This window comes from Vibrio sp. PSi01 (genome assembly GCF_054960695.1).
The window spans coordinates 359,647-385,391 of sequence record NZ_JBHNYN010000003.1; the positions used below are offsets into that span (position 1 = coordinate 359,647).

Annotated in this window: 23 protein-coding genes and 1 riboswitch; of the genes, 12 read left to right on the forward strand and 11 right to left on the reverse strand. The window is 42.5% G+C overall.

Translation table 11 applies throughout. The features are described from left to right. Window positions 1–17 precede the first annotated feature (17 nt). Window positions 18–803, reverse strand: coding sequence for a tRNA uridine 5-oxyacetic acid(34) methyltransferase CmoM (gene cmoM / locus ACFI6G_RS06925; RefSeq protein ID WP_462710195.1), 786 nt, complete (start codon window positions 801–803; stop codon window positions 18–20). 115 nt (window positions 804–918) lie between these two features. Between cmoM and elyC the strand changes: the two genes are divergently transcribed. Next, on the forward strand, window positions 919–1,764 hold the full coding sequence (elyC, locus tag ACFI6G_RS06930) for an envelope biogenesis factor ElyC (protein ID WP_010437790.1): 846 nt from the start codon (window positions 919–921) through the stop codon (window positions 1,762–1,764). 140 nt (window positions 1,765–1,904) lie between these two features. Here elyC and torR read toward each other — a convergent pair whose 3' ends face one another. Further along, a complete protein-coding gene (gene torR, locus ACFI6G_RS06935; RefSeq protein WP_010437789.1) occupies window positions 1,905–2,618 on the reverse strand; it encodes a two-component system response regulator TorR in 714 nt (237 codons plus the stop codon). A gap of 287 nt (window positions 2,619–2,905) precedes the next feature. Between torR and torD the strand changes: the two genes are divergently transcribed. The 5 genes from torD (at window position 2,906) to ACFI6G_RS06960 (ending at window position 7,026) form a co-directional block, all read left to right on the forward strand. After that, the gene (gene torD, locus ACFI6G_RS06940) at window positions 2,906–3,553 is read left to right on the forward strand and encodes a molecular chaperone TorD (RefSeq protein WP_010437787.1); all 648 of its coding nucleotides are present in this window, start codon (window positions 2,906–2,908) and stop codon (window positions 3,551–3,553) included. Window positions 3,554–3,869: 316 nt separating this feature from the next. After that, entirely contained in the window at window positions 3,870–4,874 is a 1,005-nt protein-coding gene (gene purR / locus ACFI6G_RS06945) for an HTH-type transcriptional repressor PurR (RefSeq protein ID WP_010437785.1), read from the forward strand. Between the two features lie 170 nt (window positions 4,875–5,044). Then, window positions 5,045–5,130: riboswitch (cyclic di-GMP riboswitch) on the forward strand. 127 nt (window positions 5,131–5,257) lie between these two features. Continuing rightward, on the forward strand, window positions 5,258–5,848 hold the full coding sequence (locus ACFI6G_RS06950) for a TfoX/Sxy family DNA transformation protein (protein WP_010437783.1): 591 nt from the start codon (window positions 5,258–5,260) through the stop codon (window positions 5,846–5,848). A gap of 132 nt (window positions 5,849–5,980) precedes the next feature. Further along, on the forward strand, window positions 5,981–6,661 hold the full coding sequence (locus ACFI6G_RS06955) for a TVP38/TMEM64 family protein (RefSeq protein WP_010437782.1): 681 nt from the start codon (window positions 5,981–5,983) through the stop codon (window positions 6,659–6,661). Window positions 6,662–6,708: 47 nt separating this feature from the next. Beyond that, on the forward strand, window positions 6,709–7,026 hold the full coding sequence (locus ACFI6G_RS06960) for a putative signal transducing protein (RefSeq protein ID WP_016783840.1): 318 nt from the start codon (window positions 6,709–6,711) through the stop codon (window positions 7,024–7,026). Between the two features lie 148 nt (window positions 7,027–7,174). Here the strand turns inward: ACFI6G_RS06960 and ACFI6G_RS06965 are convergent, their stop codons facing one another. From ACFI6G_RS06965 to topA, 4 genes are all read right to left on the reverse strand, one after another. Further along, complete coding sequence (locus ACFI6G_RS06965) at window positions 7,175–7,972, reverse strand: alpha/beta fold hydrolase (RefSeq protein WP_010437777.1); 798 nt, start codon at window positions 7,970–7,972, stop codon at window positions 7,175–7,177. Between the two features lie 284 nt (window positions 7,973–8,256). Next, window positions 8,257–9,711 carry a glycogen synthase GlgA gene (glgA, locus tag ACFI6G_RS06970; protein ID WP_016783839.1) on the reverse strand — a complete coding sequence of 485 codons (1,455 nt, stop codon included), beginning with the start codon at window positions 9,709–9,711 and terminating at the stop codon, window positions 8,257–8,259. Further along, window positions 9,701–10,930: a glucose-1-phosphate adenylyltransferase gene (gene glgC / locus ACFI6G_RS06975; protein WP_080572727.1), complete on the reverse strand. Its 1,230-nt coding sequence runs from the start codon at window positions 10,928–10,930 to the stop codon at window positions 9,701–9,703. The genes glgA and glgC overlap by 11 nt, the downstream gene beginning before the upstream one ends. A gap of 523 nt (window positions 10,931–11,453) precedes the next feature. Then, window positions 11,454–14,084, reverse strand: coding sequence for a type I DNA topoisomerase (gene topA / locus ACFI6G_RS06980; RefSeq protein ID WP_010437771.1), 2,631 nt, complete (start codon window positions 14,082–14,084; stop codon window positions 11,454–11,456). Between the two features lie 440 nt (window positions 14,085–14,524). Here topA and ACFI6G_RS06985 point away from each other — a divergent pair, with 440 nt between their 5' ends. Further along, on the forward strand, window positions 14,525–14,770 hold the full coding sequence (locus ACFI6G_RS06985) for a YciN family protein (protein ID WP_010437770.1): 246 nt from the start codon (window positions 14,525–14,527) through the stop codon (window positions 14,768–14,770). Between the two features lie 43 nt (window positions 14,771–14,813). Here the strand turns inward: ACFI6G_RS06985 and aroA are convergent, their stop codons facing one another. Next, on the reverse strand, window positions 14,814–16,094 hold the full coding sequence (gene aroA, locus ACFI6G_RS06990; RefSeq protein ID WP_016787155.1) for a 3-phosphoshikimate 1-carboxyvinyltransferase: 1,281 nt from the start codon (window positions 16,092–16,094) through the stop codon (window positions 14,814–14,816). Between the two features lie 162 nt (window positions 16,095–16,256). Continuing rightward, the gene (locus tag ACFI6G_RS06995) at window positions 16,257–16,712 is read right to left on the reverse strand and encodes an outer membrane lipoprotein (RefSeq protein ID WP_016768419.1); all 456 of its coding nucleotides are present in this window, start codon (window positions 16,710–16,712) and stop codon (window positions 16,257–16,259) included. 53 nt (window positions 16,713–16,765) lie between these two features. On the opposite strand from ACFI6G_RS06995, the gene aat reads away from it, so the two are divergent. The 3 genes from aat to infA all read left to right on the forward strand — a co-directional run bounded on the left by aat (window position 16,766) and on the right by infA (window position 18,474). Beyond that, window positions 16,766–17,476: a leucyl/phenylalanyl-tRNA--protein transferase gene (gene aat, locus ACFI6G_RS07000; protein WP_016783837.1), complete on the forward strand. Its 711-nt coding sequence runs from the start codon at window positions 16,766–16,768 to the stop codon at window positions 17,474–17,476. Beyond that, entirely contained in the window at window positions 17,476–18,174 is a 699-nt protein-coding gene (locus tag ACFI6G_RS07005) for an arginyltransferase (protein ID WP_010437756.1), read from the forward strand. Before aat ends, ACFI6G_RS07005 begins: the two co-directional genes overlap by 1 nt. Before the next feature lie 81 nt (window positions 18,175–18,255). Beyond that, window positions 18,256–18,474: a translation initiation factor IF-1 gene (gene infA / locus ACFI6G_RS07010; RefSeq protein ID WP_001040192.1), complete on the forward strand. Its 219-nt coding sequence runs from the start codon at window positions 18,256–18,258 to the stop codon at window positions 18,472–18,474. Between the two features lie 216 nt (window positions 18,475–18,690). Here infA and clpA read toward each other — a convergent pair whose 3' ends face one another. Both clpA and clpS read right to left on the reverse strand, forming a co-directional pair. After that, window positions 18,691–20,964, reverse strand: a complete 2,274-nt coding sequence (gene clpA, locus ACFI6G_RS07015; protein WP_016768421.1) for an ATP-dependent Clp protease ATP-binding subunit ClpA — start codon at window positions 20,962–20,964, stop codon at window positions 18,691–18,693. 39 nt (window positions 20,965–21,003) lie between these two features. Continuing rightward, window positions 21,004–21,324 carry an ATP-dependent Clp protease adapter ClpS gene (gene clpS, locus ACFI6G_RS07020; protein ID WP_010437413.1) on the reverse strand — a complete coding sequence of 107 codons (321 nt, stop codon included), beginning with the start codon at window positions 21,322–21,324 and terminating at the stop codon, window positions 21,004–21,006. A gap of 568 nt (window positions 21,325–21,892) precedes the next feature. Here clpS and cspD point away from each other — a divergent pair. Beyond that, window positions 21,893–22,114, forward strand: a complete 222-nt coding sequence (gene cspD / locus ACFI6G_RS07025; protein ID WP_010437410.1) for a cold shock domain-containing protein CspD — start codon at window positions 21,893–21,895, stop codon at window positions 22,112–22,114. 277 nt (window positions 22,115–22,391) lie between these two features. Here cspD and ACFI6G_RS07030 read toward each other — a convergent pair whose 3' ends face one another. After that, complete coding sequence (locus ACFI6G_RS07030) at window positions 22,392–24,617, reverse strand: NADP-dependent isocitrate dehydrogenase (protein ID WP_016783835.1); 2,226 nt, start codon at window positions 24,615–24,617, stop codon at window positions 22,392–22,394. A 321-nt stretch (window positions 24,618–24,938) separates the two neighbouring features. On the opposite strand from ACFI6G_RS07030, the gene ACFI6G_RS07035 reads away from it, so the two are divergent. After that, on the forward strand, window positions 24,939–25,667 hold the full coding sequence (locus ACFI6G_RS07035; protein ID WP_462710196.1) for a pseudouridine synthase: 729 nt from the start codon (window positions 24,939–24,941) through the stop codon (window positions 25,665–25,667). The last annotated feature ends 78 nt before the right edge of the window (window positions 25,668–25,745 follow it).

The following is a 25,745-nucleotide window of genomic DNA, read 5'->3' on the forward strand; positions in this document are numbered from 1 at the left end:
TACCACATTCACCGCTGCTATTGCGCAGGTTTTTGAGCCCAAACGTGAATATAACGGCCTAGTGACAGATATGGCTCTTGGCGGCATAGCTGTTTTTCCAGTTCCAATACATCTTCAAATTGGTAATCGCCCATGTACTCCATATTACCTATGTAGTCACTGAAAGAGCGAATGCCTGATTTACCACAGATTTCTAGACCAGCGTCTTCTATCCATTGATAAACCTCTTCCGGCTTCAAGCCTTTTTGTGGTTGCAGCTTAAACCGTTTTCGATGTGGCATCCCATTCAATACATGAGGAATGTTGCCACAAATCACATTTTTCAGGACTAATCCGTGGTGGTTGTAAAACATTATCGAAGCAACACCACCCGGCTTTACTTGTTCCAGTAATAAATCAAGTGCCTCTTTCGGGTTCGCTAACCACTCCATCACAGCATGAAACATCACAACATCGACTTTCCCATCGAGATGTTCTGCCACATTCTGAATGGGAGAGTGGATAAAACGATACCGCTCTAGCAAACCTGCTTCGCTGATACTTTCTTCTGCTAGTTTCAGCATTTCAGAAGAGAGGTCACACAGAGAAACATTATGCCCAAGCGACGCAATTTTTTGCGACATTTGTGCAAGCCCACCGCCAGCATCGAGTATATGCAACGGAGATATGGAACCATCAAATTTGCTCAAAGCTTGTTCTAAATCTTCCCATACGATGATCTGACGGATCTCTCCTTTGTCAGAGCCGTAAATATTTTTTGCAAATTTGTGGGCAATATCGTCGAAATTACGGTCTTCAGTCACGGCTACTTGAGTTATTATGTCCTATCGTGCCTGCTATTCTGTCACAGGAATTTCAGGAATAAAGAGGCGATGTCTCTTTTTACTACCAAGTGATGTTTTTTCGGACTATTCGGATATGTTTGAGCTGAAAAAAGTAGTGTCTTCATTATTGATGCCACTGCCAGCAATGTTAATTCTCGCTTTTCTGGGTTTAGCCCTAGTGATGTTTACTACCAAAAGGAAGACTGGTTGCCTAATTACCCTTTCAGCCCTCTGTGGTATTTTCCTCATCGCTTTCCAGCCAGTTTCTAGTCAACTTTTAATGCCAATGGAAAGGCAACACACCGCTTTTTTACCCGTCGATGACACCATCGATTACGTTATGGTTCTCGGCAGTGGTCACGTCGTAGACGACCAAATCCCACCTACATCTGAGCTTAGTCGCACAGGATTGATGCGTTTAAGTGAAGGCATTCGTATTTTACGCCTTTATCCTGGTGCCAAACTCATTTTGTCTGGCTATGGTGCGGGGACTGAAGTGAGTAATGCAAGAATGATGGCTAAAGTGGCTTTAGCGCTTGGGGTTTCAAAACCTGACATCATTTTGCTTGAAACAGCAAAAGACACGTGGGAAGAAGCCCGCCAAGCCGCCGCGTTTGTTAAAAATAAAAAGATGGTATTAGTTACATCGGCTAGCCATATGACTCGCGCCTTGAATGAATTCCATGCTGCGGGTATGAAACCATTAGCGGCACCAACCAACTACCTTGCACAAGAAGGCATTGTAGAGCCTTGGGATAAGTACATGCCTAAAGCGCTATACCTTGAGCAGACCGAACGTTATTGGCACGAAACCATGGGGTTAGTTTGGCAAAGCCTGCGCGATTGGCTAGACACGAGTAATGATAATGTTGAAGAGCCTATCGTTGTCCCTGAGCCTTCTATTTTAGAAGAAGATAATGGCGTCGTTTCTGCGGCCTAGTCTCAAATCGATATCTATTAATTTTCGGATGGTTAGCAATAACCAATAGTATGGCAAGAAATAAAAAGCCGAACCATCAATGATGTCTCGGCTTTTTTACGCTAGTTGTCTTTTTTTACTGATTAAAACGCCCGAAGGGTTTAGTCACCAGCGAACATGTAACCTTCACCGTGAACCGTCACAAAAATCTGTGGGTTCTTGGGATCAAACTCCATTTTTGCGCGCATACGACGAATTAACACATCGATAGTGCGATCATTAGGCGCATCCACTCGGTGGCTAATCATGTTCAAAATACGTTCGCGACTTAATACTTGGTTAGGGTAAGAAGAGAGTGCGACTAGCAACTCATACTCAGCCTTAGTCAGTTTAACCGGCTCACCATTTTTGCTTAGCGCTCGGCGAGGAATATCAAACGTCCACTCACCAAAACGAACAACAGACTCATCTTCTGCTTGTTCCACCACTCCCGTCGCTGTTCTACGAGCAGCAGCAATACGCCAAAGTAAGTTTTTAACTCGAACCAATAATTCGCGAAGTTCGAAGGGTTTAGTAACATAATCGTCTGCGCCCATTTCAAGGCCTACGATTTTGTCGATGCTATCCGTGCGTCCAGTAACTAAAATAATTCCAATGTCTGATTGACTGCGTAATTCGCGAGTTAGCATCAATCCATCTTCGCCTGGTAAGTTGATGTCCAGCATAATGAGATCAACGTTGTTTTCTTCCAACACGTTTCTCATCTGAGCGCCGCTCTCAGCTTCACTCACTGTGTAACCTTCGTTCTGGAAATATCCAACCAGTTTACTGCGGGTTACCACATCATCTTCTACGACCAATACGTGATAGCTCATCTACACCACTTTTCTTATTTAATAGTTTCAATGACTATTCTATTCATGACTAGTAACAATTCTAGTGGTACTGAAGATAAAAGCCAGAAACATGGATTTTTTTTGATACAAGACAATCTTAAACCTTGCTATTTATCGTCCATCGCAATTCAATATAGGCATTACTACGAACGAGTCACTTTGCGCTTAGCAAATAACCTTGTTATTCAGCCTTGGTGTGCTTGTACCCAAATGACTTAACGGCGCTGGGTATATAAACATCACAAGACTAAATCAGGATCTATGAAATGAAAGATACGAAAGCATTCAACGAGCAAAGAGCAGAAATTTACTGGTGGTTATCAAGCTTATTCGCCAAAGAGCTCACTCAAGAAGAACTCGATCACTACCACTCTGTTGAAATTCGTTCTTTCCTTTCTGGTTTAGGTTCGAATGAAGCTCTAAAGCCTTCGATTGATAAGCTTGTAGACGCATTGAACCGTCTACAAACACGTGAAGATGCCCAACTGGAACTGTCTGCTGACTTCTGCGACCTTTTCTTGAAGACAGACAAACATGGTGCTTTACCTTACGCTTCAATGTACATCGGCGAAACAGGTCTATTAAACGATAAGCCAGCTAAAGACATGGAAGACATCATGGCTAAGCACAACTTAATCGTGAACCAAGACTTAAAAGAACCTGCAGATCACATTGCTATCGAACTCGACTTCCTTGGCAATCTAATCATCCGTTCAAATGAAACTGAGCTTGAAGAAGAATTAGAGAAATCGTTCGTCATTCAACAGCAGTTTATCGATCAGCAACTACTTACTTGGTTGCCAAAGTTTAATGTGAAATGTCATGACGTTGACCAGTTTGGTTTCTACGCTTCGGTCTCGTCTTTGCTACTCGCATTTTGCAATTTAGACACTCAATATTTAGCTGGTGAATAAGTTCGCCCAACGACTAGGTAAATAAATTCAGTAGAATGTGACAATTCACCCGGATTTCTGGGTGAATTATATTGCGAGTAATTTCTAGTCAGTCTAAAATTGTGACCGCAAACGATAAAATATGAAACATTCACGAAATGCTAAGCTTATTTAAGTTCAAAGCATTTCGGTGTTAAGACAAGCCGCTCAATAGCGGTTTTTTGTTTTTTAGCACTTTAGTACCCAAAGAGCCCTACAAATTTAAGCTCTTAGTTAAGTAGCTTAACGGCTACTTTATTCCGTACTTTGGGAAAGTAGCTTCTAATAGGATAAAACCATGGCCACTATAAAAGATGTCGCTCGCTTAGCAGGCGTATCAACAACAACCGTTTCTCACGTAATCAACAAAACACGTTTTGTCGCAGAAGCGACTCAAGAAAAAGTAAACAAAGCCGTAGACGAACTAAACTATGCACCGAGTGCTGTTGCTCGTAGTTTGAAATGTAATACAACACGCACTATCGGCATGCTAGTAACTCAGTCAACCAACCTATTCTTCTCTGAGGTTATCGATGGCGTAGAGAGCTACTGCTACCGTCAAGGCTACACTTTGATTTTGTGTAACACAGGCGGTATTTATGAGAAGCAACGTGATTACATTCGAATGCTTGCAGAGAAGCGTGTAGATGGCATCTTGGTTATGTGTTCAGACCTAACTGAAGAACTAAGAGAAATGTTAGACCGTCACGCTGACATTCCTAAAGTAGTGATGGACTGGGGTCCTGAGAGCTCTCAAGCCGACAAGATCATTGATAACTCTGAAGAAGGTGGCTACCTAGCGACCAAGTACCTTATTGAACGCGGTCACTCTAAGATTGCTTGTTTAAGTGGCCACTTAGATAAAGCAGCCTGTGTTGAACGTATCGCAGGATACAAACGTGCATTTGACGAAGCTAATATTGCCACTGACGAACGCTTGATCATTGAAGGTAACTTTGAATGTGATACTGCTGTTATAGCAGCAGATAAGATTGTTGAGATGAAAGATCGCCCAACGGCAGTGTTCTGTTTCAACGACACCATGGCACTAGGTTTGATGAGTCGATTACAAGAAAAAGGAATTCGCATTCCTGAAGATATATCAGTTATTGGTTACGATAACATCGAACTCGCTGAATATTTCTCCCCACCATTGACCACGGTTCACCAACCGAAGCGTCGTGTTGGTAAAAATGCATTCGAAATTTTGTTAGAACGCATCAAAGATAAAGATCATGAAAAACGCGTTTTCGAAATGCACCCTGAAATTGTTGAACGAAGTACAGTTAAAACGTTAAATTAATTGATAAATTCAGTTTATTCTAATCAAGCGCACCTTTAGGTGCGCTTTTTTTATCAACAACATTAATGAACCTGGTATCATAACAGCAAGATCATTAATTGAAGCAATATCACATTTTGAAATAACAAGTGTGAGCTTCATTCAACAAAAACTTTATTCTATTTAATCAGTCACGCACAGGGCAAACCACTCGAAAGAGTGAGACGCAAAGCTTCCGGCCTAAACCACTCGTTGGTATGGTAGCGGGGTTACCGATGGCAAAATGCAGTGGTTACTAATAATTTAGTAATTTACGGCTTATTGACAATTTAGTTGCAACATTTTGCTAATCTCTCGGACCTGCTTATTTGGTGGCGTAGTTCAAATACACCGAGATAAATAACATGGATAAACCGATACTAAAGGACTCAATGAAGTTATTTGAGTCCCTAGGAAAAATAAAATCACGTTCAATGTTTGGTGGCTTCGGTCTTTTTGCCGATGACACGATGTTTGCTCTGGTTGTAAATGACCAGTTGCATATACGAGCGGACAAATGCACAACAAAACAATTTGAACAACAAGGGTTTCAACCTTACGTTTACAAAAAACGTGGCTTCCCTGTTGTTACTAAATATTTCGCTTTGCCTGAAGGCCTGTGGCAGGATCAAGAAAAAATCTTGCAGCTTGCGACTACGTCTTTGGGTTTTGCTAAAGATGAAAAAGCTGAACAGTCTTCTGCTAAACCAACTCGATTAAAAGACCTTCCTAACCTTCGACTTGCTACCGAGCGCATGTTGAAAAAGGCTGGGATAGATTCCGTAGAACGTTTATATGAATCTGGCTCTGTAAACGCGTTTAACGCCATCAAGGAATCTCACGCGTCCTCTGTCAGTATCGAGTTACTTTGGGCGCTAGAAGGTGCGATTAATGGTACACATTGGTCTGTTATACCGCAGCAGCGTCGCGAAGAGCTTATCAGTCGCGTAAATTAACATTATCAGTTAAAACTACACATAACTAAGCCGCATTTATGCGGCTTTTTTTTATATCTGTTGAAAGTTAATCTAAGCTTTACCTGTCTATCTATACTATCGGTATGCATTGAAAATTTAGAGGAAGTATCAATGAGTAAGAAAATGATATTGGGTATTGTGTTGGTAATAACGATTGTCTTACTAGGCGTCAACTTTGGCCAATACCTCACACTTGAGAATGCCAAGGCTCAGCAAGCCGTTTTGAATGAATACATTGACAGTAATTTTATCGCCGCGGCTGCTATTTATTTCGCAGCTTACGTCATGATTACCGCTTTCTCGATTCCAGGAGCTGCTGTTGTGACCCTATTGGGTGCTGCGCTCTTTGGTTTTTGGAATAGTTTGTTATTGGTGTCATTCGCCAGTGCAATCGGTGCAACTATCGCCTTTTTGAGTAGCCGCTATTTGTTACGTGACTGGATTCAAACCAAATTCGGCGACAAATTGGCGACCATGAATAAAGGTGTCGAAAAAGACGGGGCATTTTACTTATTTTCTCTACGCCTGATCCCTGTATTCCCATTTTTCCTTATCAACCTGTTGATGGGTCTAACGCCGATGTCGGTAAGTCGTTACTACATTACGAGTCAAATTGGGATGTTGCCAGGTACAGCTGTTTTCTTAAATGCTGGTACTCAACTCGCAGAAATAGATTCACTTTCGGGTATCGTGTCTCCTTCAGTGCTGTTGTCATTTGCATTACTAGGTATATTCCCAATTATTGCTAAATGGTTGATGGGTAAGTTTCGCTCAACACCTGTAGCTGAATAATGGATATAGATTAGATAACACACATAGCCAAATAAGGTTCTATTTCAATGAAAATCTTTAGCGCATCGAACCCTACTGAAGCTCACATCATATGTGGATTGCTAGAAAGTGAGAATATTGCGTGTGAGGTCCGTGGTGAGGGTTTGTTTGGTTTGAAAGGAGAAATCCCTTTTACAGAAGATACTGACCCGTATGTTTGGCTGTATGAACCAGAACAAGCCAATAAGGCACGTGTTATTGTCAATGAATACCAAAAACAGCAAGATTCTATAATCTATGAAGAGTGGCGTTGCAGACAGTGTCATGAAGTCAATGAAGCCCAATTTGGCTCTTGTTGGCAGTGCGGTGCTGCTTCTCCTGAATAGCAGGTTTTGAAAGGTAAAGTGGCTCCAACGGCCTTATATAACAACTCGGTCAGATACCTCCTCCAAACAAAAACGGGAAGCTAAAATTAGCTTCCCGTTTTTGTTTCAATTCTATTCGAGCGTCTGTTCTGATAAAGAATCGTGATAATCACTGAATTTGCTTTTGAATAAACGCAATCGAACGCTGATTAAACTCTTCAGGATTTTCCACATTACATACGTGTCCACAATTCGGAATTTCTACTAGCTCGCTCGACTCATGTGCTTCCACCATTTCTTTTACAGGCTTAATAAACATGTAATCACGTTCGCCCATCAAATAAAGAGTCGGTATTGGTAATTCCCTATCTTTAAAATACTTCATCAAAGGGTTTACATCTGCCGTTAAGATAAACCAGCGCTTAAACTCTTTTTGGCACAGTTTTTTAGCTTCACGGATAAAAAGGTGACGAGACTCTTTTTGGCTTTTCTGCGGCATTACTACATACGCAAAAAGACTGTATAACCACATGTAAGGAATGATGTGTTTACTTAAGTTACCTAATTTGATTAAAACTTGAGAGCGAGTGTTTAGCTTAGTAACAGCACCGCCTAATACCATTGAACGCACACGCCCTGCTGCTAACTCAGCGACGTTACGTACTATGATAGTACCTAAAGACATGCCAACAAAATGGGCAGAACGAATTTTTAGGTGATCTAAAACTTTGAGAATATCGAGCGTTACCGATTTGAAGGTGTAACGATTCGAAATCAGCCCTTTAAGTATATTGTCTGATTTACCGTGCCCTCTCAGATCGATGAGAAGTAAGTTGAAATGCTGTTTATACGCTTTGATCTGTTTGAACCAGATAGAGGAACTTCCTCCTGCGCCATGCACAAACACAACCCACTCGTCGCTCGTAGGGTGAGTAAATGTTTTATGGAATAATAAACTCTCAGACATACCTATCGCTTTAATTATTAAAATGGAGCTGTGCCTCATCACAAGGCGATGACTAAGGATATCACGCAATTAAGAACTTTAAGTGATAATAGTGTCAAACCTACCATTAGTCATGTGAATACCTACTCCCTCTTTTCTACCTGACTGACATGAGTTTGCAAGCTCTGTCTTCTCAAACGTGATGTAGACAGACCAACAAATAAAAAGGCACTCTGTGAAAAGAGCGCCTTCCGTTGTTTAGTGCTAATGGTGTACATCAGCTACATCAAGAGATTAAATTAACGTTAAAATGCAGTATGGTACATTGCTAGATACTCTTTAGCAGCGTCTTCCCAACTAAAATCTTGCTGCATAGCATAAAGCTGAACCCGTTTAATTTCAGACGGCGTTTGCGCATAAAGTAACAACGATCGATGTAACACTGCCAATAGTGCTTGTGGGGTTGGCTCTTCAAAAGCAAACCCAGTCGCGACCTCAGAATCCTCATCGTAATCATTCACGCTGTCTTTTAAACCTCCCACAGAACGAACAATCGGCAAAGTACCGTAAGCCATGCTGTAGATTTGGTTTAAACCACACGGTTCAAATTCCGAAGGCATCAAAAAGAAATCAGAACCCGCTTCAACCAAGTGTGCCAATTCGTTATTGTACGCTTCGACAAAAGAGAACTTGTCTGAATGAAGTGCTGATAACTCTTTAAGTTGACTCGCCAAAACCGGATCACCAGTACCGACAATCACAATCTGAAGGTCGTTTTTCAAGAACTGTTCGATGATCGGCAGTAAGTAATGGACACCTTTTTGATTCGTCAAACGGCAAACCATGCCATAAACAGCGCAATCATTCAGGGGCAGGCCAACATCTTGTTGCAGTTTTTGCTTACAAGCTGATTTGCCACGAACCATGCTGTGTTTCGTCGCTTTATACTTACGAGGCAGGAACACATCTGTTTCCGGATTCCAAGCACCGTAATCACAGCCGTTAAGAATACCAAACAAGTCTGCCGAACGATGTTGAAACTCAGCCGACATACCGTGGCTTCCTAATTCCGTTTTCAGCTCTTCTGCATAAGTTGGGCTTACCGCGTTGACTTTATCTGCACACAACACGCCTGCTTTTAGCATAGTAACGTGAGTATCACTCACCGCTGCTTCTGGTACATTGTAGCTGTGCATTTCAGGTAGACACTGCAGCTCATCATATGAGAACACCCCTTTGAAAACCGCATTGTGAATTGAAATGACACTGCGTGTATTTTCAAAGAAATCGTGTTGTTGGTAACGAGACTTGAGCAAGAAAGGAACAAAACCAGTATGCCAATCATTCGCATGAACGATATCAGGCTGGAAACCAAGCTTTGGTAACATATCTAAACAAGCGGCACTAAAGAAGGAGAAACGTTCTCCATTATCAGCATAAGCTTGATTGTTCTCGGCATACATTTCAGGGCGGTCGAAATATTTAGCACATTCAATACCAAACACTTGAACGCCTTCAACGCTCAACTTCTTAACCTGATAAGCGGTATGAGGCCAATGATCGAGTTCAGTGGCTAAAATAACTTCTGCGGAGTCAATATTAGGTATATTTCGATAAGCGGGGATGGTCACTCGAACATCCTGTTCGAGTGTTTGTAACGCTTTAGGCAGTGCCTTGGCTACATCAGCCAAGCCACCACTTTTAATCAAGCCTTCAACTTCAGACGCTACAAAAAGTACCGAGAGAGTCTTAGTAACCAACTCGTGCTCCTTTAGAAATCACTACTACACCATCGTCAGAGACGTGGTAATGCTTTTTATCTTCTTTCAAGTTTACACCAATCTGTGTACCCGGTGCGATGTCTGCATCTTTATCGATGATAACGCGACGCAGGATACAACCCTCACCCACTTTTACATCACCGAGTAAGATACTCTCGCTAATATCACATGCTGATGCGATATTGCTGCGGAAGCCCAATACACTCTTTTCAATACGCGAACCACGTACATAACTACCGCTACACACAAGGCTATCAATGATCTGAATTCGACCATTTGCCGAATCAGTAAACGTAGCTGGTGGTAGTGGCGGGTAATAAGTGTGTAAAGGCCATTTGCGGTTGTATAGCGAGAATGGCGCATCTTTCTTAAGAAGATCCATGTGCGCTTGCCAGTACGCGTCAATCGTACCTACATCGCGCCAGTAAACTTCTTCTTTCTCACCGGTAATACGGTTGGTGCTGAAATCATAAACAAACACGTCACCACGTGGGAACATGTTGGGAATAATGTCTTTGCCGAAGTCGTGTGTCGACCCTTCTCTATCTGCATCTTCCGTTAGTTCAGCAAAAAGCTCTTTCGCTTCGAACACGTAGTTGCCCATTGAAACAAGCGCTGATTCAGGATCTCCCGGGATCGACTTGGGATTTGCAGGTTTCTCTTCAAAACCAATCATACGACCTTCAGCATCAACTTCAATAACACCAAACTCAGAAGCTTCGGAAAGTGGCATACGTAACGCTGAAACCGTTAAAGCCGCGTTCTTTTCTTTGTGGAAATCAAGCATCTGTTTGATATCCATTTTGTAGATATGATCAGAACCGAAAATACAGACTTGATCAGGTTCTTCCAATTCCATAAAACCCATGTTTTGGTAGATTGCATCTGCTGTGCCTTCATACCAACGCTTTCCTTTGCGCATTTGTGCCGGAATAGGGTCAATAAATCGGTCTGTTATACCACTGATATTCCAACCTTTTTTCATATGATGGAACAGTGATTGTGACTTAAATTGTGTTAAAACATAGATCTTCATCAGATCAGCATTAACAAAGTTGTTCAAAGCGAAATCAATTAAGCGGTAGCTACCACCGAAAGGAACCGAGGGTTTGCTGCGAGACTCAGTTAAAGGTCTCAAGCGAGAACCTTCACCACCAGCAAGAATCATTCCCAATACACCAGCCATTTTATTCTCCATATATTTATAGCTTGTCGATGTCAGTGCTCGTAGAGGTATCTTCCTCAGGGGGATGAGCACTAACATTCATTTCGGAACTTAACGAATATCCATTCACATACAGTGACAGTATCCTAAGCCAAACGTTGTTATGTGTGCACTATTCTTTGCACTTGGTTTGATATACGTTATCGACTTTTGTGCCGATTTCAATTTTTAATACGCCATTCTGCGTCATGGCAACCGATTGCTTTCTTAAGACTTAAAGCAGCTCACATAACACCATCCGAACGAAACATTACATTAACACCCGTCACACATCAGGTATACAACTAAACACTGTTCTTTCAGTTACAATATTTTAGTTAAGTTACAGTCTCGTTAAGCTTCCATAATAAGATGTAATTAATGGCTCTCATTTATTTTCCATCGTGAATTTAATAAATTATTTCAATTGAAATAGAAAATCAATTAGTTGCATACTTAGTCATGTTTTGGACAAAAAAAAGCAGCCCAATGGCTGCTTCTCAATCAATGTGTTCTGTTACTTCTCTTTCGGCTTTTTACGCTTATCTGTAACTTCCCACTTTCCGTCGATATACAAAGCAGTCCAACCAGAAGGTTTTCCGTCTACTTCGGTACGAACGTAGTTCTCTTTTGTCTTACGACTAAAACGAATCACTGTCGGCTTACCATCAGGGTCAGCAACCGGCGCTGACGTTAGGTACTGGAACTTAGGTGAGATACGATCTTTAAAACGAACCAACTCTTCCACCAATGGTGCACGCGTTTCACGTGATTTAGGGAAGTTGCTCGCAGCCATAAATAGGCCAGAGGCACCATCACGAAGAACAAAGTACGCGTCTGAATTTTCACACGGAAGTTCAGGGAAATGTACAGGGTCTTCTTTCGGTGGCGCTACTTCGCCATTTTTCAGGATCTTACGAGTGTTCTTACAGTCTTCACTCGTACAGTCCATGTATTTACCAAAACGACCGTTCTTTAGAACCATGTCAGAACCACATTTGTCACACTCAACAAGTGGACCATCGTAGCCTTTCACTTTAAATTCGCCGTGCTCAACCACATAACCTTCACAGTTCGGGTTATTACCACATACGTGCATCTTACGCTTATCATCGATTAGATAAGCATCCATTGCCGTTTCACAAATAGGACAGCGCTTTTTAGCTCGAAGAGCTGCGGTTTCAACGTCTTCTTCAAGCACGTTGATAATGCCTTCTTCATCACCAAGGTTGATTGTTGTCTTACAACGCTCTTTTGGTGGGAGTGCGTAACCAGAACAACCTAGGAATACGCCTGTCGAGGCAGTTCGAATACCCATTTTACGGCCACAAGTCGGACACTCAATATCGGTTTCCACGATATGGTTTGGCTTCATGCCACCCGCGTCTTCGTCTAAATCTGCTTTTTCCAAATCGCCAGTAAAGTCTTCAAAGAAGTTATCTAACACGCCTTTCCAGCTTGCTTCACCTTCAGCGATTTGATCCAACTTCTGCTCCATACGAGCAGTGAAGTCATAGTTCATTAGGTCATTGAAGCTGCCATCTAGTCGGTCAGTAACAATTTCGCCCATCTTCTCAGCGTAGAAACGACGCTGTTCAACTTTTACATAACCACGGTCTTGAATCGTCGAGATGATTGATGCGTATGTTGAAGGACGACCAATACCACGCTTCTCAAGCTCTTTAACTAGTGCCGCTTCAGTGAAACGAGCTGGTGGCTTAGTGAAGTGCTGTTTCGGGTCTAACGCAATGAGATCAAGCTTATCGCCAATCTGAACTGCAGGAAGAATTGTATCTTCGTTCTTACCCATTGGACGCTGAACACGAGTCCAACCATCAAATTTAAGAATACGACCTTTCGCTTTTAACGTGTACTCGTCAGCTTTAACACTTACCGTCGTTGAATCGTATTGAGCGGGTGTCATTTGACACGCAACGAATTGATTCCAAATCAATGAATACAGCTTGTGTGCGTCTGCATCTACGCCGTTTAGGTCTTCCGACTTAACATCTACACTTGAAGGACGAATCGCTTCGTGGGCCTCTTGAGCGCCCTCTTTGCTACCGTATACCAGTGCTTTAGGCGGAAGATATTGCGCGCCGTACTCAGAACCAATGTATTCACGAGCGGCTTCTACAGCTTCTGAACTCAAGTTCGTTGAGTCAGTACGCATATAAGTGATGTAACCCGCTTCATACAGGCGTTGAGCCAGCATCATGGTTTTCTTCACGCCATAACCAAGACGCGTGCTCGCCGCTTGTTGCAGCGTAGACGTGATGTAAGGTGCAGACGGCTTACTCTTAGTTGGGCGGTCTTCACGTTTACAGACTTCGTATTGCGCTTTTTCTAAAACGCTAACTGCAGCTTGTGTTTGCGCTTCATTATCAGGTTTAAACGCAACGCCGTCTTTCTGAGCGACTTGCAGTCTGAAATCTGTTTTCTCTGCTGTTTTGGTATCAGCATGCACATCCCAAAACTCTTCAGGGATAAAAGCGTTGATCTCGCGCTCGCGCTCAACCAGTAGTTTTACAGCGACTGATTGAACACGGCCAGCGGATAGGCCTCGTGCTACTTTTTTCCAAAGCAAAGGTGACACCATAAAGCCAACAACACGGTCCATAAAACGTCGTGCTTGTTGTGCGTTTACGCCGTCAATGTTTAGCTCACCCGGAGTTTCGAAGGCTTGTTGAATAGCATTCTTAGTGATTTCGTTAAAAACCACTCGCTTGTATCGCGTTTCATCGCCGCCGATGATCTCACGAAGGTGCCATGCGATAGCTTCTCCTTCGCGGTCCAAATCGGTTGCGAGATAAACATGGTCTGCGTTTTCAGCCAGTTTTTGCAATTCAGCAACAACTTTTTCTTTACCCGGTAGAATTTGATAATTCGCTTCCCACTCTTTATATGGGTTGATACCCATCTTTTTGATAAGAGCTTTGCGATCTTTTTCTTTCTTGATACGAGCTTTATCTTCTGGGCTCATACCCTTGGTTGAAACTGCAGCAGCCTTTTGACCAGTACTTTGACCCGCCGTTGGTAAATCACGTACGTGACCTACACTCGACTTAACGACAAAGTCTTTGCCAAGATATTTATTGATAGTTTTAGCCTTGGCTGGCGACTCCACTATAACGAGCGATTTACCCATATTGACTCTAACGTCCTTAATCACGATGCTTCAGCACCAACAATTTAGCTTGTGGGCTTTTACGCATGATATTCTAAATTCATTGCTTCTTTTTTTACTATTGTGCGAGATTACTAGAAGATCAACCGCTTTTTTCAAAATTGGATCTGATTGCTCGACAATTCAGCGGCTCAGAAGAGAAAAGGGTCACAATATAAAGAAGCTATAAAGTACTCATTAAAAATACTTGCAAGAGCCTATTCATCAGGCATTACGTATAAACGCGGTCATACTAAGCTTGTCCACGAATCTAACGCGAGCCCCATTCAATTATTTTTGTCATAAATCACAAAATAAACGGTAGATATTCGAAAAGACACTCTTAATCGGTTGTGAAATCATTGAATTTCTAGTGTGACACCATAAACTCAACGTTATATTCAGTTATCAGAGATCGACTCATGACAAAGAAAGTAATAGCAGAATTTGATTTACTGCTTATCGCAAACCAAATTATCCAATCACATGATGACTACATTGAAGGCATGCGCGCAAACAGCGTAGTAGAAAAAGATGATGTACTCGTCTTCAAAGGTGAATACTTTTTAGACAGCAATGGATTACCAACAGAGAACACAACCGCTGTATTTAACATGTTTAAATACTTAGCGCACCATCTTTCAAAAGAATTTACGCTTGAGCTATAACGAAAAAGCTTGCCATTTAGGCAAGCTTTTTACTTTCTGAACTCTATTGACTCAGCATTTTCAGCTTGTCAAAGTAATCAGGGAAAGTCTTTGATGTACAACCTGGGTCATTGATAGTTACCGGGGTATCACTCAAAGCAACCAGCGAGAAGCACATCGCCATGCGATGGTCATCATAAGTATCAATCGCCGCGTGTGTTAGTTCAGCAACAGGGTTAACAATGATATAGTCTTCACCCTCTTCAACCTCAGCGCCAACTTTGCGCAGTTCTGTTGCCATAGCAGCAAGGCGATCAGTCTCTTTTACACGCCAGTTGTAGACATTACGGATAGCGGTTGTTCCTTTAGCAAACAACGCGGTTGTCGCGATAGTCATTGCTGCGTCAGGGATATGATTGTAATCCATATCAATGCCTTTAAGTTCACCACAGCGCGAGATAACATAGTCATCACCCCATTCGATCTCGGCACCCATTTTTTCAAGCGCATCAGCGAATTGGATATCACCTTGGATACTGTTTTTACCAATACCCGTCACTTTAATCTCGCCGCCTCTAATTGCAGCAGCAGCAAGGAAGTAAGATGCAGATGATGCGTCGCCCTCGACCAAAAAGTCACCTGGCGCTGAGTACGATTGCCCTGTAGGAATCACGAACTCTTGGTAATCGTTATTAATCACATCCACACCAAATTGTTTCATAATGTGTAGCGTAATGTCGATGTAAGGTTTAGATACTAAATCGCCATCAATTTTAATGGTCACTTCGCCTTCAGCCAAAGGTGCAGCCATCAAAAATGCCGTCAAAAATTGACTAGAAATAGAACCATCGATTGAAACTGTACCACTCTTAAGGCCAGTCCCTGTGATCTTCAACGGTGGATAGTTTTCGTTTTCTAAGTATTCAACGTCTGCGCCAGCTTCTCGCAACGCTGTCACTAAGTGCCCAATTGGGCGCTCCTTCATGCGGGGTTCGCCAGTCAATACATACTCACCGCGGCCTAAACAAAGTGCAGCAGCAAGCGGACGCATAGCCGTACCGGCGTTACCTAAGAAAAGTTCTAGGGCTTTATCGCTTGAAAACGCACCACCAACACCAGTTACTTCACAAACTGTCTTATCTGCGGACAACTGATAATTAACGCCTAACTGAGTCAGTGCGTTCAGCATATGACGAATGTCGTCACTGTCGAGTAAATTTGTTAAACGAGTGGTTCCAGTTGAAAGTGCTGCCAAAAGAAGGGCACGGTTAGAAACACTTTTTGAGCCAGGTAAGTTAACTTCCCCACTCACTTTTTGAATTGGTTGTAACGTAAGGCTTTCCATTAAATCTTATAGTCCTTGTACCACCCGAAGTCACTGGAGCGTATTTATTTTCGGGTGATGAATAATTCTTCGTACTTGCAGACTAACGAACTTTTCCAACGAACTCCAGAGCTAATACCCATGAAAAAGGTGATTAATTAGCCAAGTAAGTGTATTTATATACTAGTACGCGAGATCAACTCGAACACCATCAGAAAAATACAGAATTCGTACATCATCACCTCGGTTAAACAACATGGAGTTGTCTACGTCTTGGATGATGTTCACTAACTTGTTGTCTTTCGTTTTGACTAGCAGTTCAACTAACTTATATTCCACTCGATACTGCGTATTTCCTCGATTACGTGCGATTCCAGCACCCGCTACGGCTCCAACAGCGGTAGCCACTTCTTTACCGGTCCCTCCGCCAAATTGATTACCAATTAAACCACCGATTGCCGCACCTAATAAAGTTTCCCAACCATTCGCTTTTGACTCCACAATTTCTTGTTGCGTTATGTATCTAACCGTATCAATCTCACCATAAACGACCTCATTAACAGGTCGTGCTTGGTTGCGGTTGTAAGCGGCATTTGCCAACATAGGCAAAACAAGTAAAATCCAAAGCAACTTCTTCATGGTAAAACTCCTAAAGACCTCTTGGTCAGTGATTAATCTGTAACGCGGTACTTATGACTATATACCTAACCGAACTTGATACTACTAGTATAGAGTTTCCTTCGCCCTTCGACGCGCTTGATGAGCCAAACGGCCTACTCGCCTTTGGTGGTGATTTGCAACCAATGCGAATTTTAAACGCTTACAGCCAAGGTATATTTCCATGGTATGGCCCAGGTGAACCTATACTTTGGTGGAGCCCGGCACCGAGAGCAGTATTTAATCCTAAGACATTCGAACCATCAAAAAGTCTTAAAAAATTTCAAAGAAAACACAACTATCGCATCAGTATCAACAAAGCAACCAACAAAGTGATTGGATACTGCTCATCGTTGAGGCCCGAAGAAGAAACTTGGCTAAACAGCGACATGCGGTCAGCATACTGTGAACTCGCTTCGCTAGGTTTCTGCCACTCAGTAGAGGTTTGGCAAAATGATGAATTGATTGGCGGGCTTTACGGCCTACAAAGAGGACAAGTCTTTTGTGGTGAATCCATGTTTAGCTTAAAAACCAACGCCTCTAAAATCGCCCTGTGGTACTTCTGCGAACACTTTACCCGATTCGGAGGTAAGCTTATCGATTGCCAAGTCATGAACCCTCACCTGGAATCTCTGGGCGCTATTGAAGTCGACAGAGAGGCTTTTCTGAGTTCTCTACAATCGTTAAAAACAAACCAGGTTGACGATGCTTGCTTTAAAACACAATGGCTAGAGGAAACGCCTTAATGAATCCAGATTTACAACAAATCAGAATTGGATTAACAGATAATCACGCTTGCAGCTATTTACCACACCTTGAAGAAAGAGTGGCCGTCACTCTTGACGAACACATGCATACTTCCGACAATTATGAAGTTCTGTTAGCAAACGGGTTTCGTCGCAGTGGAGCTACCATTTATAAGCCGCATTGCGACAGTTGCTCTGCGTGCCAAGCGATTCGCCTTTCGATCCCCGAGGTTAAGTTTTCCAAAAGCCAGCGTCGAATCATCAACAAGGCTAAAACCTTTCGCTGGGAATTAAAAGATGCGATGGACGACAACTGGTTTGATTTATATAGCCGTTACATCACTGCTCGTCATCGTTCGGGAACCATGTACCCACCCAAAAAAGATGAATTTCTACAATTCTCAAAAAATGAATGGCTTGCTACAAAGTTCATGCACATCTATGATGACAGCCAATTGGTCGGCATCGCCGTCACTGATGTTATGTCAAACTGCACCAGCGCATTTTATACCTTCTTCGATCCTGATATCGACATCTCTATGGGAACACTTGGTGTTCTGTTTCAGATTCAGCATGCCCAGAAAGAACAAAAACAGTGGTTATATTTGGGTTATCAGATCGATGAATGCCCTGCGATGAACTATAAAGTACGATTTCAACGTCATCAAAGGCTAGTAAATCAGCGATGGCAAGGGTAGAATACGCGACAACTTTACATATTTTGATTTTAACGGCACAATCAAGCCGTTGAAAACCGCCAAATTTCGAAAGAGGATTAGATGGCTAAAGAAGACGTAATCGAGATGCAAGGCACTGTCCTTGATACTCTACCAAACACAATGTTCCGTGTTGAGCTTGAAAACGGTCACGTAGTGACAGCACACATCTCTGGTAAAATGCGTAAAAACTACATCCGTATTCTTACTGGTGATAAAGTAACTGTTGAGATGACTCCATACGACCTTTCTAAAGGCCGCATCGTCTTCCGTGCTCGTTAATTTTTAATTATCGAATACGATAAGAAGCGGAGCTTAATGCTCCGTTTTTTATCGCCTAGACATTCTTATTATTCAGCAACGTCAATCTCGCATCTCGCATCTCGCATCTCGCATCTCGCATCTCGCATCTCGCATCTCGCATCTCGCAAGCATAAAAAAACGCACAACCGAAGTCATGCGCTATATATTTAAGTCCTTGAGTTATCCGTCACTTCGTTAGTGCATAACCTCTTCTTTCGCACCCACATAAACAAAGTCTAGGTCGTCTTTCTTCAAAGATACCTTCACAGTACCGCCATCAACTAAGCTACCAAACAATAATTCGTTTGCTAGTGGCTTCTTAAGTTTGTCTTGAATAACGCGCCCCATGGGACGAGCACCCATGGTCTTGTCATAGCCTTTGTCAGCTAACCAATGGCGAGCGTCCTCAGAAACCTCTAACGATACGCCACGAGCGTCTAGTTGAACCTGAAGCTCAACAATGAACTTATCGACAACTTGGCTAATCACACTTGGATCTAGACTGTTGAACCAAATAATATTATCAAGACGGTTACGGAACTCAGGTGTAAACACCTTCTTAATTTCGCCCATCGCATCAGGTGCGTGATCTTGTTGGATCAGGCCTATCGATTTCTTCTCAGTTTCAGCAACACCAGCGTTGGTCGTCATCACTAAGATCACGTTACGGAAATCGGCCTTACGACCGTTGTTGTCGGTTAACGTACCGTTATCCATCACTTGCAATAACAAGTTAAAGATATCTGGGTGAGCTTTTTCGATCTCATCCAGTAACACAACAGAGTGTGGATTCTTAATTACTGCATCAGTGAGTAAACCACCTTGGTCGTATCCTACATAACCTGGAGGAGCACCGATCAAACGGCTGACTGAGTGACGTTCACCGTATTCAGACATATCAAAACGTAGCAGCTCAATACCCATTAGTTTAGAAAGCTGAACCGTGACCTCGGTTTTACCCACACCAGTAGGACCAGCAAACAAGAATGAACCAACCGGCTTATTGTCTGCACCAAGCCCAGCACGAGTTAGCTTAATCGCTTCACTCAATACATCGATAGCTGGATCTTGTCCGAATACCAACATTTTCATGCGGTCGTCCAGTTTCTGCAACGTATCTTTGTCTGAAGATGAAACTGATTTTTCAGGGATACGTGCCATTTTCGCTACCATCGACTCAATATCAGCAACGCTTACCGTCTTCTTACGACGACTGGCTGGAGCTAAACGACTACGAGCGCCCGCTTCATCAATCACGTCAATCGCCTTATCTGGAAGGTGACGTTCGTTAATGTACTTGGCCGACAATTCCACAGCAGCACGCAACGCTTTATTGGTATAACGTACTTCGTGGTGAGCTTCATATTTTGGCTTCAAGCCAATCAGAATCTTAGTTGTGTCATCTAGTGATGGTTCAACAATATCAATTTTCTGGAAACGACGAGATAGAGCACGCTCCTTCTCAAAAATACTGCTGTACTCTTGGTATGTCGTCGAGCCGATGCAACGTAACTTACCGCTACTTAATAGTGGCTTGATTAGGTTTGCAGCATCAACCTGACCGCCCGATGCTGCACCCGCACCAATAATAGTATGGATCTCATCGATGAACAGAATCGCGTCTTCTTCTTTCTCTAGTTGCTTAAGAATCGCTTTGAAACGTTTCTCAAAGTCACCTCGATATTTAGTACCCGCTAGCAGCGAACCTATATCTAAAGAATAGATCACACTACTCTGGATTATTTCAGGTACTTGTCCTTCAACAATACGCCATGCAAGGCCTTCAGCAATTGCGGTCTTACCCACACCAGCCTCTCCCACTAACAGAGGGTTATTTTTACGACGACGGCACAGAACTTGAACAGTACGTTCTAGCTCTTTATCTCGCCCGATAAGCGGATCAATGTTGCCCTGTTTCGCAACTTCATTCAGATTAGTCGCAAAATTTTCTAGGCGATCTTCAGAGTTGGCTTCTTCAGCACTCTCTGCACCACCAAATGAATCCGAAGGTGATGAACTATCGCCTTCGTTACTGGCCTTGGTAATACCATGAGAAATGAAGTTAACGATATCTAAACGGCTAATGTCGTTCTTCTTAAGTAGATATGCCGCGTGAGATTCTTGCTCGCTGAAAATAGCCACAAGTACATTTGCACCTGTCACTTCACTGCGACCTGAAGATTGAACATGGAAAACAGCGCGCTGAAGCACTCGTTGGAAGCTCAGCGTAGGCTGTGTTTCACGAGTTTCGTCGCTTTCTGGGATAAGTGGGGTTGTTTGATCGATAAAAATATCGAGCTCATTGCGAAGAGCATCGAGATCAGCCTGACAAGCTTGGAGCGCTTCCTTGGCCGCATCATTTTCTAATAATGCTAGTAGGAGGTGTTCGACAGTCATGAATTCATGTCGCTTGTCTCGCGCGCGAGCAAATGCGCCATTTAAACTCGTCTCTAATTCTTTATTTAGCATAAGTACCTCCTAAGGGAACAACAGTGTTGTTCGAGCAATTTATACTTGCTCCATTGTACATAGTAGCGGATGCTCATTTTCCTTTGAGTACATCGTTACCTGCGCTACCTTTGTTTCGGCTATTTCAGCACTGTATGTGCCGCATATAGCTTTACCTTCATAATGAACCTTGAGCATCACTTCCGTTGCTTTTTCGATATCTAGTGAGAAAAACCGCTCTAGGATCTCGATTACAAAGTCCATGGGCGTGTAGTCATCGTTATTCAATATAACGTTATACATTGCCGGTGGCTTTACTTTAGTTTTTTCTTTCTCCAGTAGATCTGAGCCTGGAGATGCCCATTCAAAGTTTCTGCTCATATTAGCTTTGCTAAGGGTTATTTTTCGGAAGTCGTGAATGTTGAGTTAACTCAAATTTATCACATTCACGCATTACGGTGTACTAAGAAACTGCACCAAGAAACAGTACCAAAAAATATTCCTCTATACTGAGCCTAATCCACCATTTCCATCGCTGCAAATAAAAGATCTCGATTAACAGGATTAACATATGTGATTGATTAAAAAGACACCATAACTATTGATATTAACGATAAGATCGCCGTTAAGTTACTATTTAGTTAATAGTTTGCAGTTAATCTCGAATGTGATTTGTTATTAAAATTGATCAATTTTATACCAATTTCCTATTGACTGTGCCCAATCATTAGCTACATTGGTGCTAAAAGGTATTTCCAATACAACTTGGTAACACCATTTAAAATTTAACAATAAGGAATAATTACGCAAGGTAGCGTTAATTTCCGTAAGCAATGTATGAGACTCAAGCTATCAATTGAAATTCTTTAGTTGGTAGGAATGATATCAATCTGACTTACAGCAATTGATATAACAACGTTAGTAACAAAATGCATGAGGGATGTATAGCATGGCTACAGGTACAGTGAAATGGTTTAACAATGCCAAAGGGTTTGGTTTTATTTGTCCAGAAGGTGAAGACGGCGACATTTTCGCGCACTACTCCACAATACAGATGGAAGGTTATCGAACCTTGAAGGCAGGTCAACAGGTCGACTATGAAGTAGAAAGTGGACCTAAAGGCTCGCACGCTAGCTCTGTTGTTCCTGTAGAAGGCAGTGTCGCTAAATAGGCGATTGCCGATATCATATTTACCTCCACTCGTCCTGTTTAGGGCCGCTCGGTAAACAAGAACATTAAAACCGCTCATTTACTGACTGTTATTCAGTTTTAAATGAGCGGTTTTTCGATCTTCGCTCCATAAACTCAATGTTATTTCCGTAAAAAAGACGCTCTAACGTTATCGTTAAAGCGTCTTCAATCTTTGTTTTAACAAAGCTATAAATGTATCGCTTAGCTAAGTCAAATAACTAGCTAGCCACAACAGTGTTTACCACTCAGTGCTATAGTTATGCATCAATCAGTGCATTTAACGTAGCACTTGGGCGCATTAGCTTGGATACGAGTGCGTCATCAAGCAGGTAATAGCCGCCTAAATCACCTGCGACACCTTGTGCATTATTCAACTCAGCAACGATAGCCTCTTCGCTTTCAGCTAATTGGCTTGCAACAGTAGCAAACTCTGCCGCTAAATCTGCATCAACCGTTTGTTCTGCAAGTGCTTTCGCCCAATATGCAGCTAGGTAGTAGTGGCTACCACGGTTATCAAGCTCACCCACTTTTCGTGAAGGAGACTTGTTATTATCAAGGAATTCGCCCGTCGCTTTATCAAGAGCATCCGCCAGTACTTGTGCTTTAGCGTTACCTGTAACAACGCTTAGGTGCTCTAGAGATGCAGCCAATGCCAAGAATTCGCCTAGAGAATCCCAACGCAGGTGGTTTTCTTTCTCTACTTGTTGAACGTGCTTAGGAGCTGAACCACCAGCGCCAGTTTCAAATAAGCCACCACCGTTCATTAATGGAACAATCGATAGCATTTTAGCTGACGTACCAAGTTCTAGAATTGGGAACAAATCAGTGAGGTAGTCACGTAATACGTTACCTGTAACAGAGATTGTGTCTAGGCCTTCTTTAATACGAACTAGTGAGTATTGAGTTGCCTCTAGCGGTGCCAAAATCTTAATTTCTAAGCCTTCTGTATCGTACTCAGGAAGGTAAGCTTCTACTTTCTTGATAAGCTGCGCATCGTGAGCTCTAGACGCATCTAGCCAGAATACAGCGGGAACACCTGAAGCACGTGCGCGAGTAACAGCTAGCTTAACCCAATCTTGGATCGGAGCATCTTTTACTTGGCACATACGGAAGATATCGCCTTCCTCTACGTCTTGCTCAAGAAGAACAGAACCAGAAGCGTCAACCACTTGAACCTGACCAGCAGCTTCTAGAATAAAAGTCTTATCGTGAGAACCGTATTCTTCCGCTTTTTGAGCCATTAGGCCAACGTTTGGCACGCTACCCATTGTCGTCGGATCAAAAGCACCATTTTCTTTACAGAAATCAATAACCGCTTGGTAAATACTCGCGTAGCTACGATCTGGGATCATTGCTTTGGTGTCTTTTTGCTTACCTTCTGGATCCCACATCTGACCTGAAGAACGCAGCATTGCAGGCATAGATGCATCAACAATGATGTCACTTGGTACGTGTAGGTTAGTGATACCACGATCCGAATCAACCATTGCTAGTGGAGGCTGAGTCTCGTAGACCGCTTGTAGATCAGCTTCAATTGCTTCTTTCTGCTCTTGAGGAAGGGCTGCAATCTTCGCGTATACATCACCGATGCCATTATTTACATCAACACCGAGTTCATCGAACAATTGGCCGTGTTTAGCGAACACGTCTTTGTAGTAAACCTTAACCGCGTGGCCAAAAATCACTGGGTCAGAAACTTTCATCATCGTTGCTTTCATGTGAAGAGAAAGTAGAACACCTTGCTCTTTAGCTGATGCGATTTCTTTCTCGAAGAAGGCAACCAAAGCTGCTTTATTCATCACTGAAGCGTCGATGATCTCTTTATCTTGCAGAGCAAAAGCTGGCTTCAATGTTTTCTTAGTGCCATCTTTACCTACAAATTCGATGCTAACTTCAGTCGCGCCTTCAATCGTTACTGATTTTTCACTACCGAAGAAGTCTTTGTCTTCCATACTAGAAACATGAGACTTAGAATCTGATGACCAAGCGCCCATTGAATGTGGGTTTTTCTTAGCGTAGTTTTTAACTGAAAGTGGCGCACGACGATCTGAATTACCTTCACGTAGAACCGGGTTTACCGCACTACCTTTGATCTTGTCGTAAGTCGCTTTTATTGCTCTCTCTTCATCAGTCTTTGCTTCTTCCGGGTAATTAGGAAGTGCATAACCTTTTGACTGAAGTTCTTTGATCGTAGCTTGGAGCTGAGGTACAGATGCTGATACGTTTGGAAGCTTAATGATGTTTGCTTCTGGTGTTTTAGCCAATTCACCTAGTTCTGCTAGTGCATCACCAATACGTTGCTCTTCATTCAAATGCTCAGGGAAGTTGGCAATAATACGCCCTGCAAGTGAAATGTCGCGAGTATCAACGTCAATACCAGAAGAAGCTGTAAAAGATTGAATGATTGGCAGCAAAGAGTAAGTTGCTAGCGCCGGAGCTTCGTCTGTAATGGTATAGATGATAGTTGGTTTTTCAGTAGGCATGAAATTTCCCTATAGTTCTTACAAGCTCACCTAAAATGGTGAGAATGTTATAAATTGACCAGTAAGCGACTCGAAGAGTGAAAACTGCTTACTCGATAGTCGTACTCTATCTTATTTTTCATGCAATCTTGATGAGAGCATGAACCAAATCCGTGAGTGCGTTGTTATAATAAAACACGAAGGTATAATTAAACAAATCAGGCTTAAGAGTCCATCAACTTGTTCTATTTTGTGTCTTTTAGGCGCGCAAATGATAGCTCAATTCCGTTTCAGTGAAAACTTTTCAGCACACTTCGTTTACATTTTTGCAAGGTAGTTAACATGTCTACTCGCTCACGCAGCGCATCTCGCTCAGACAAACCAGCTCGTTCTGAAGCAATATTAAAACAAAGCGGTAATAGGCAGAACCGACGCAGTGATAAAAATAGCACTGGTAATTCGCACAAGAAACCTCATTCAAGTAAACACCGTTACAAGGGTAAACCTACGAACACAAAACCTAAGATAGCGATCGAAGATCGCAAGGTTATTCTGTTCAACAAGCCATTTGATACGCTAAGTCAGTTTACTGATGGTGAAGGTAGAAAAACATTGGCGGATTTTATTCCTGTTAAAGATGTTTATGCAGCCGGACGACTTGACCGTGACAGTGAAGGGTTAATAGTCTTGACCAATGATGGAATATTTCAAGCCAAATTGACTCAGCCCAACTCAAAATCACCAAAAACTTACTGGGTACAGGTTGAAGGCACACCTTCTGAGGAAGATTTAGATAAATTGAGAAAAGGTGTTGAACTAAAAGACGGCATGACATTGCCTGCCAAGGTGGAAATCATGCAAGAGCCTGTAGCCTGGGAGAGAACTCCCCCTGTGCGCTTCAGAGCCGCGATTCCTACAACATGGCTAGCTATTACTATCATTGAAGGGCGTAACCGTCAGGTAAGACGAATGACAGCCAATATTGGCTACCCTACCCTGCGCCTCATTCGCTATTCAATGGGCAACATGAACGTAGGTGAGCTTCAGCCTGGGGAGTGGAAAGAGATTTAGGGCAACCGTTCTCGCAAGTAAATAAATGGCCGCTAATTTAGTGGCATTTTTTAGATGTGTTGATGGTTTTAAAACACA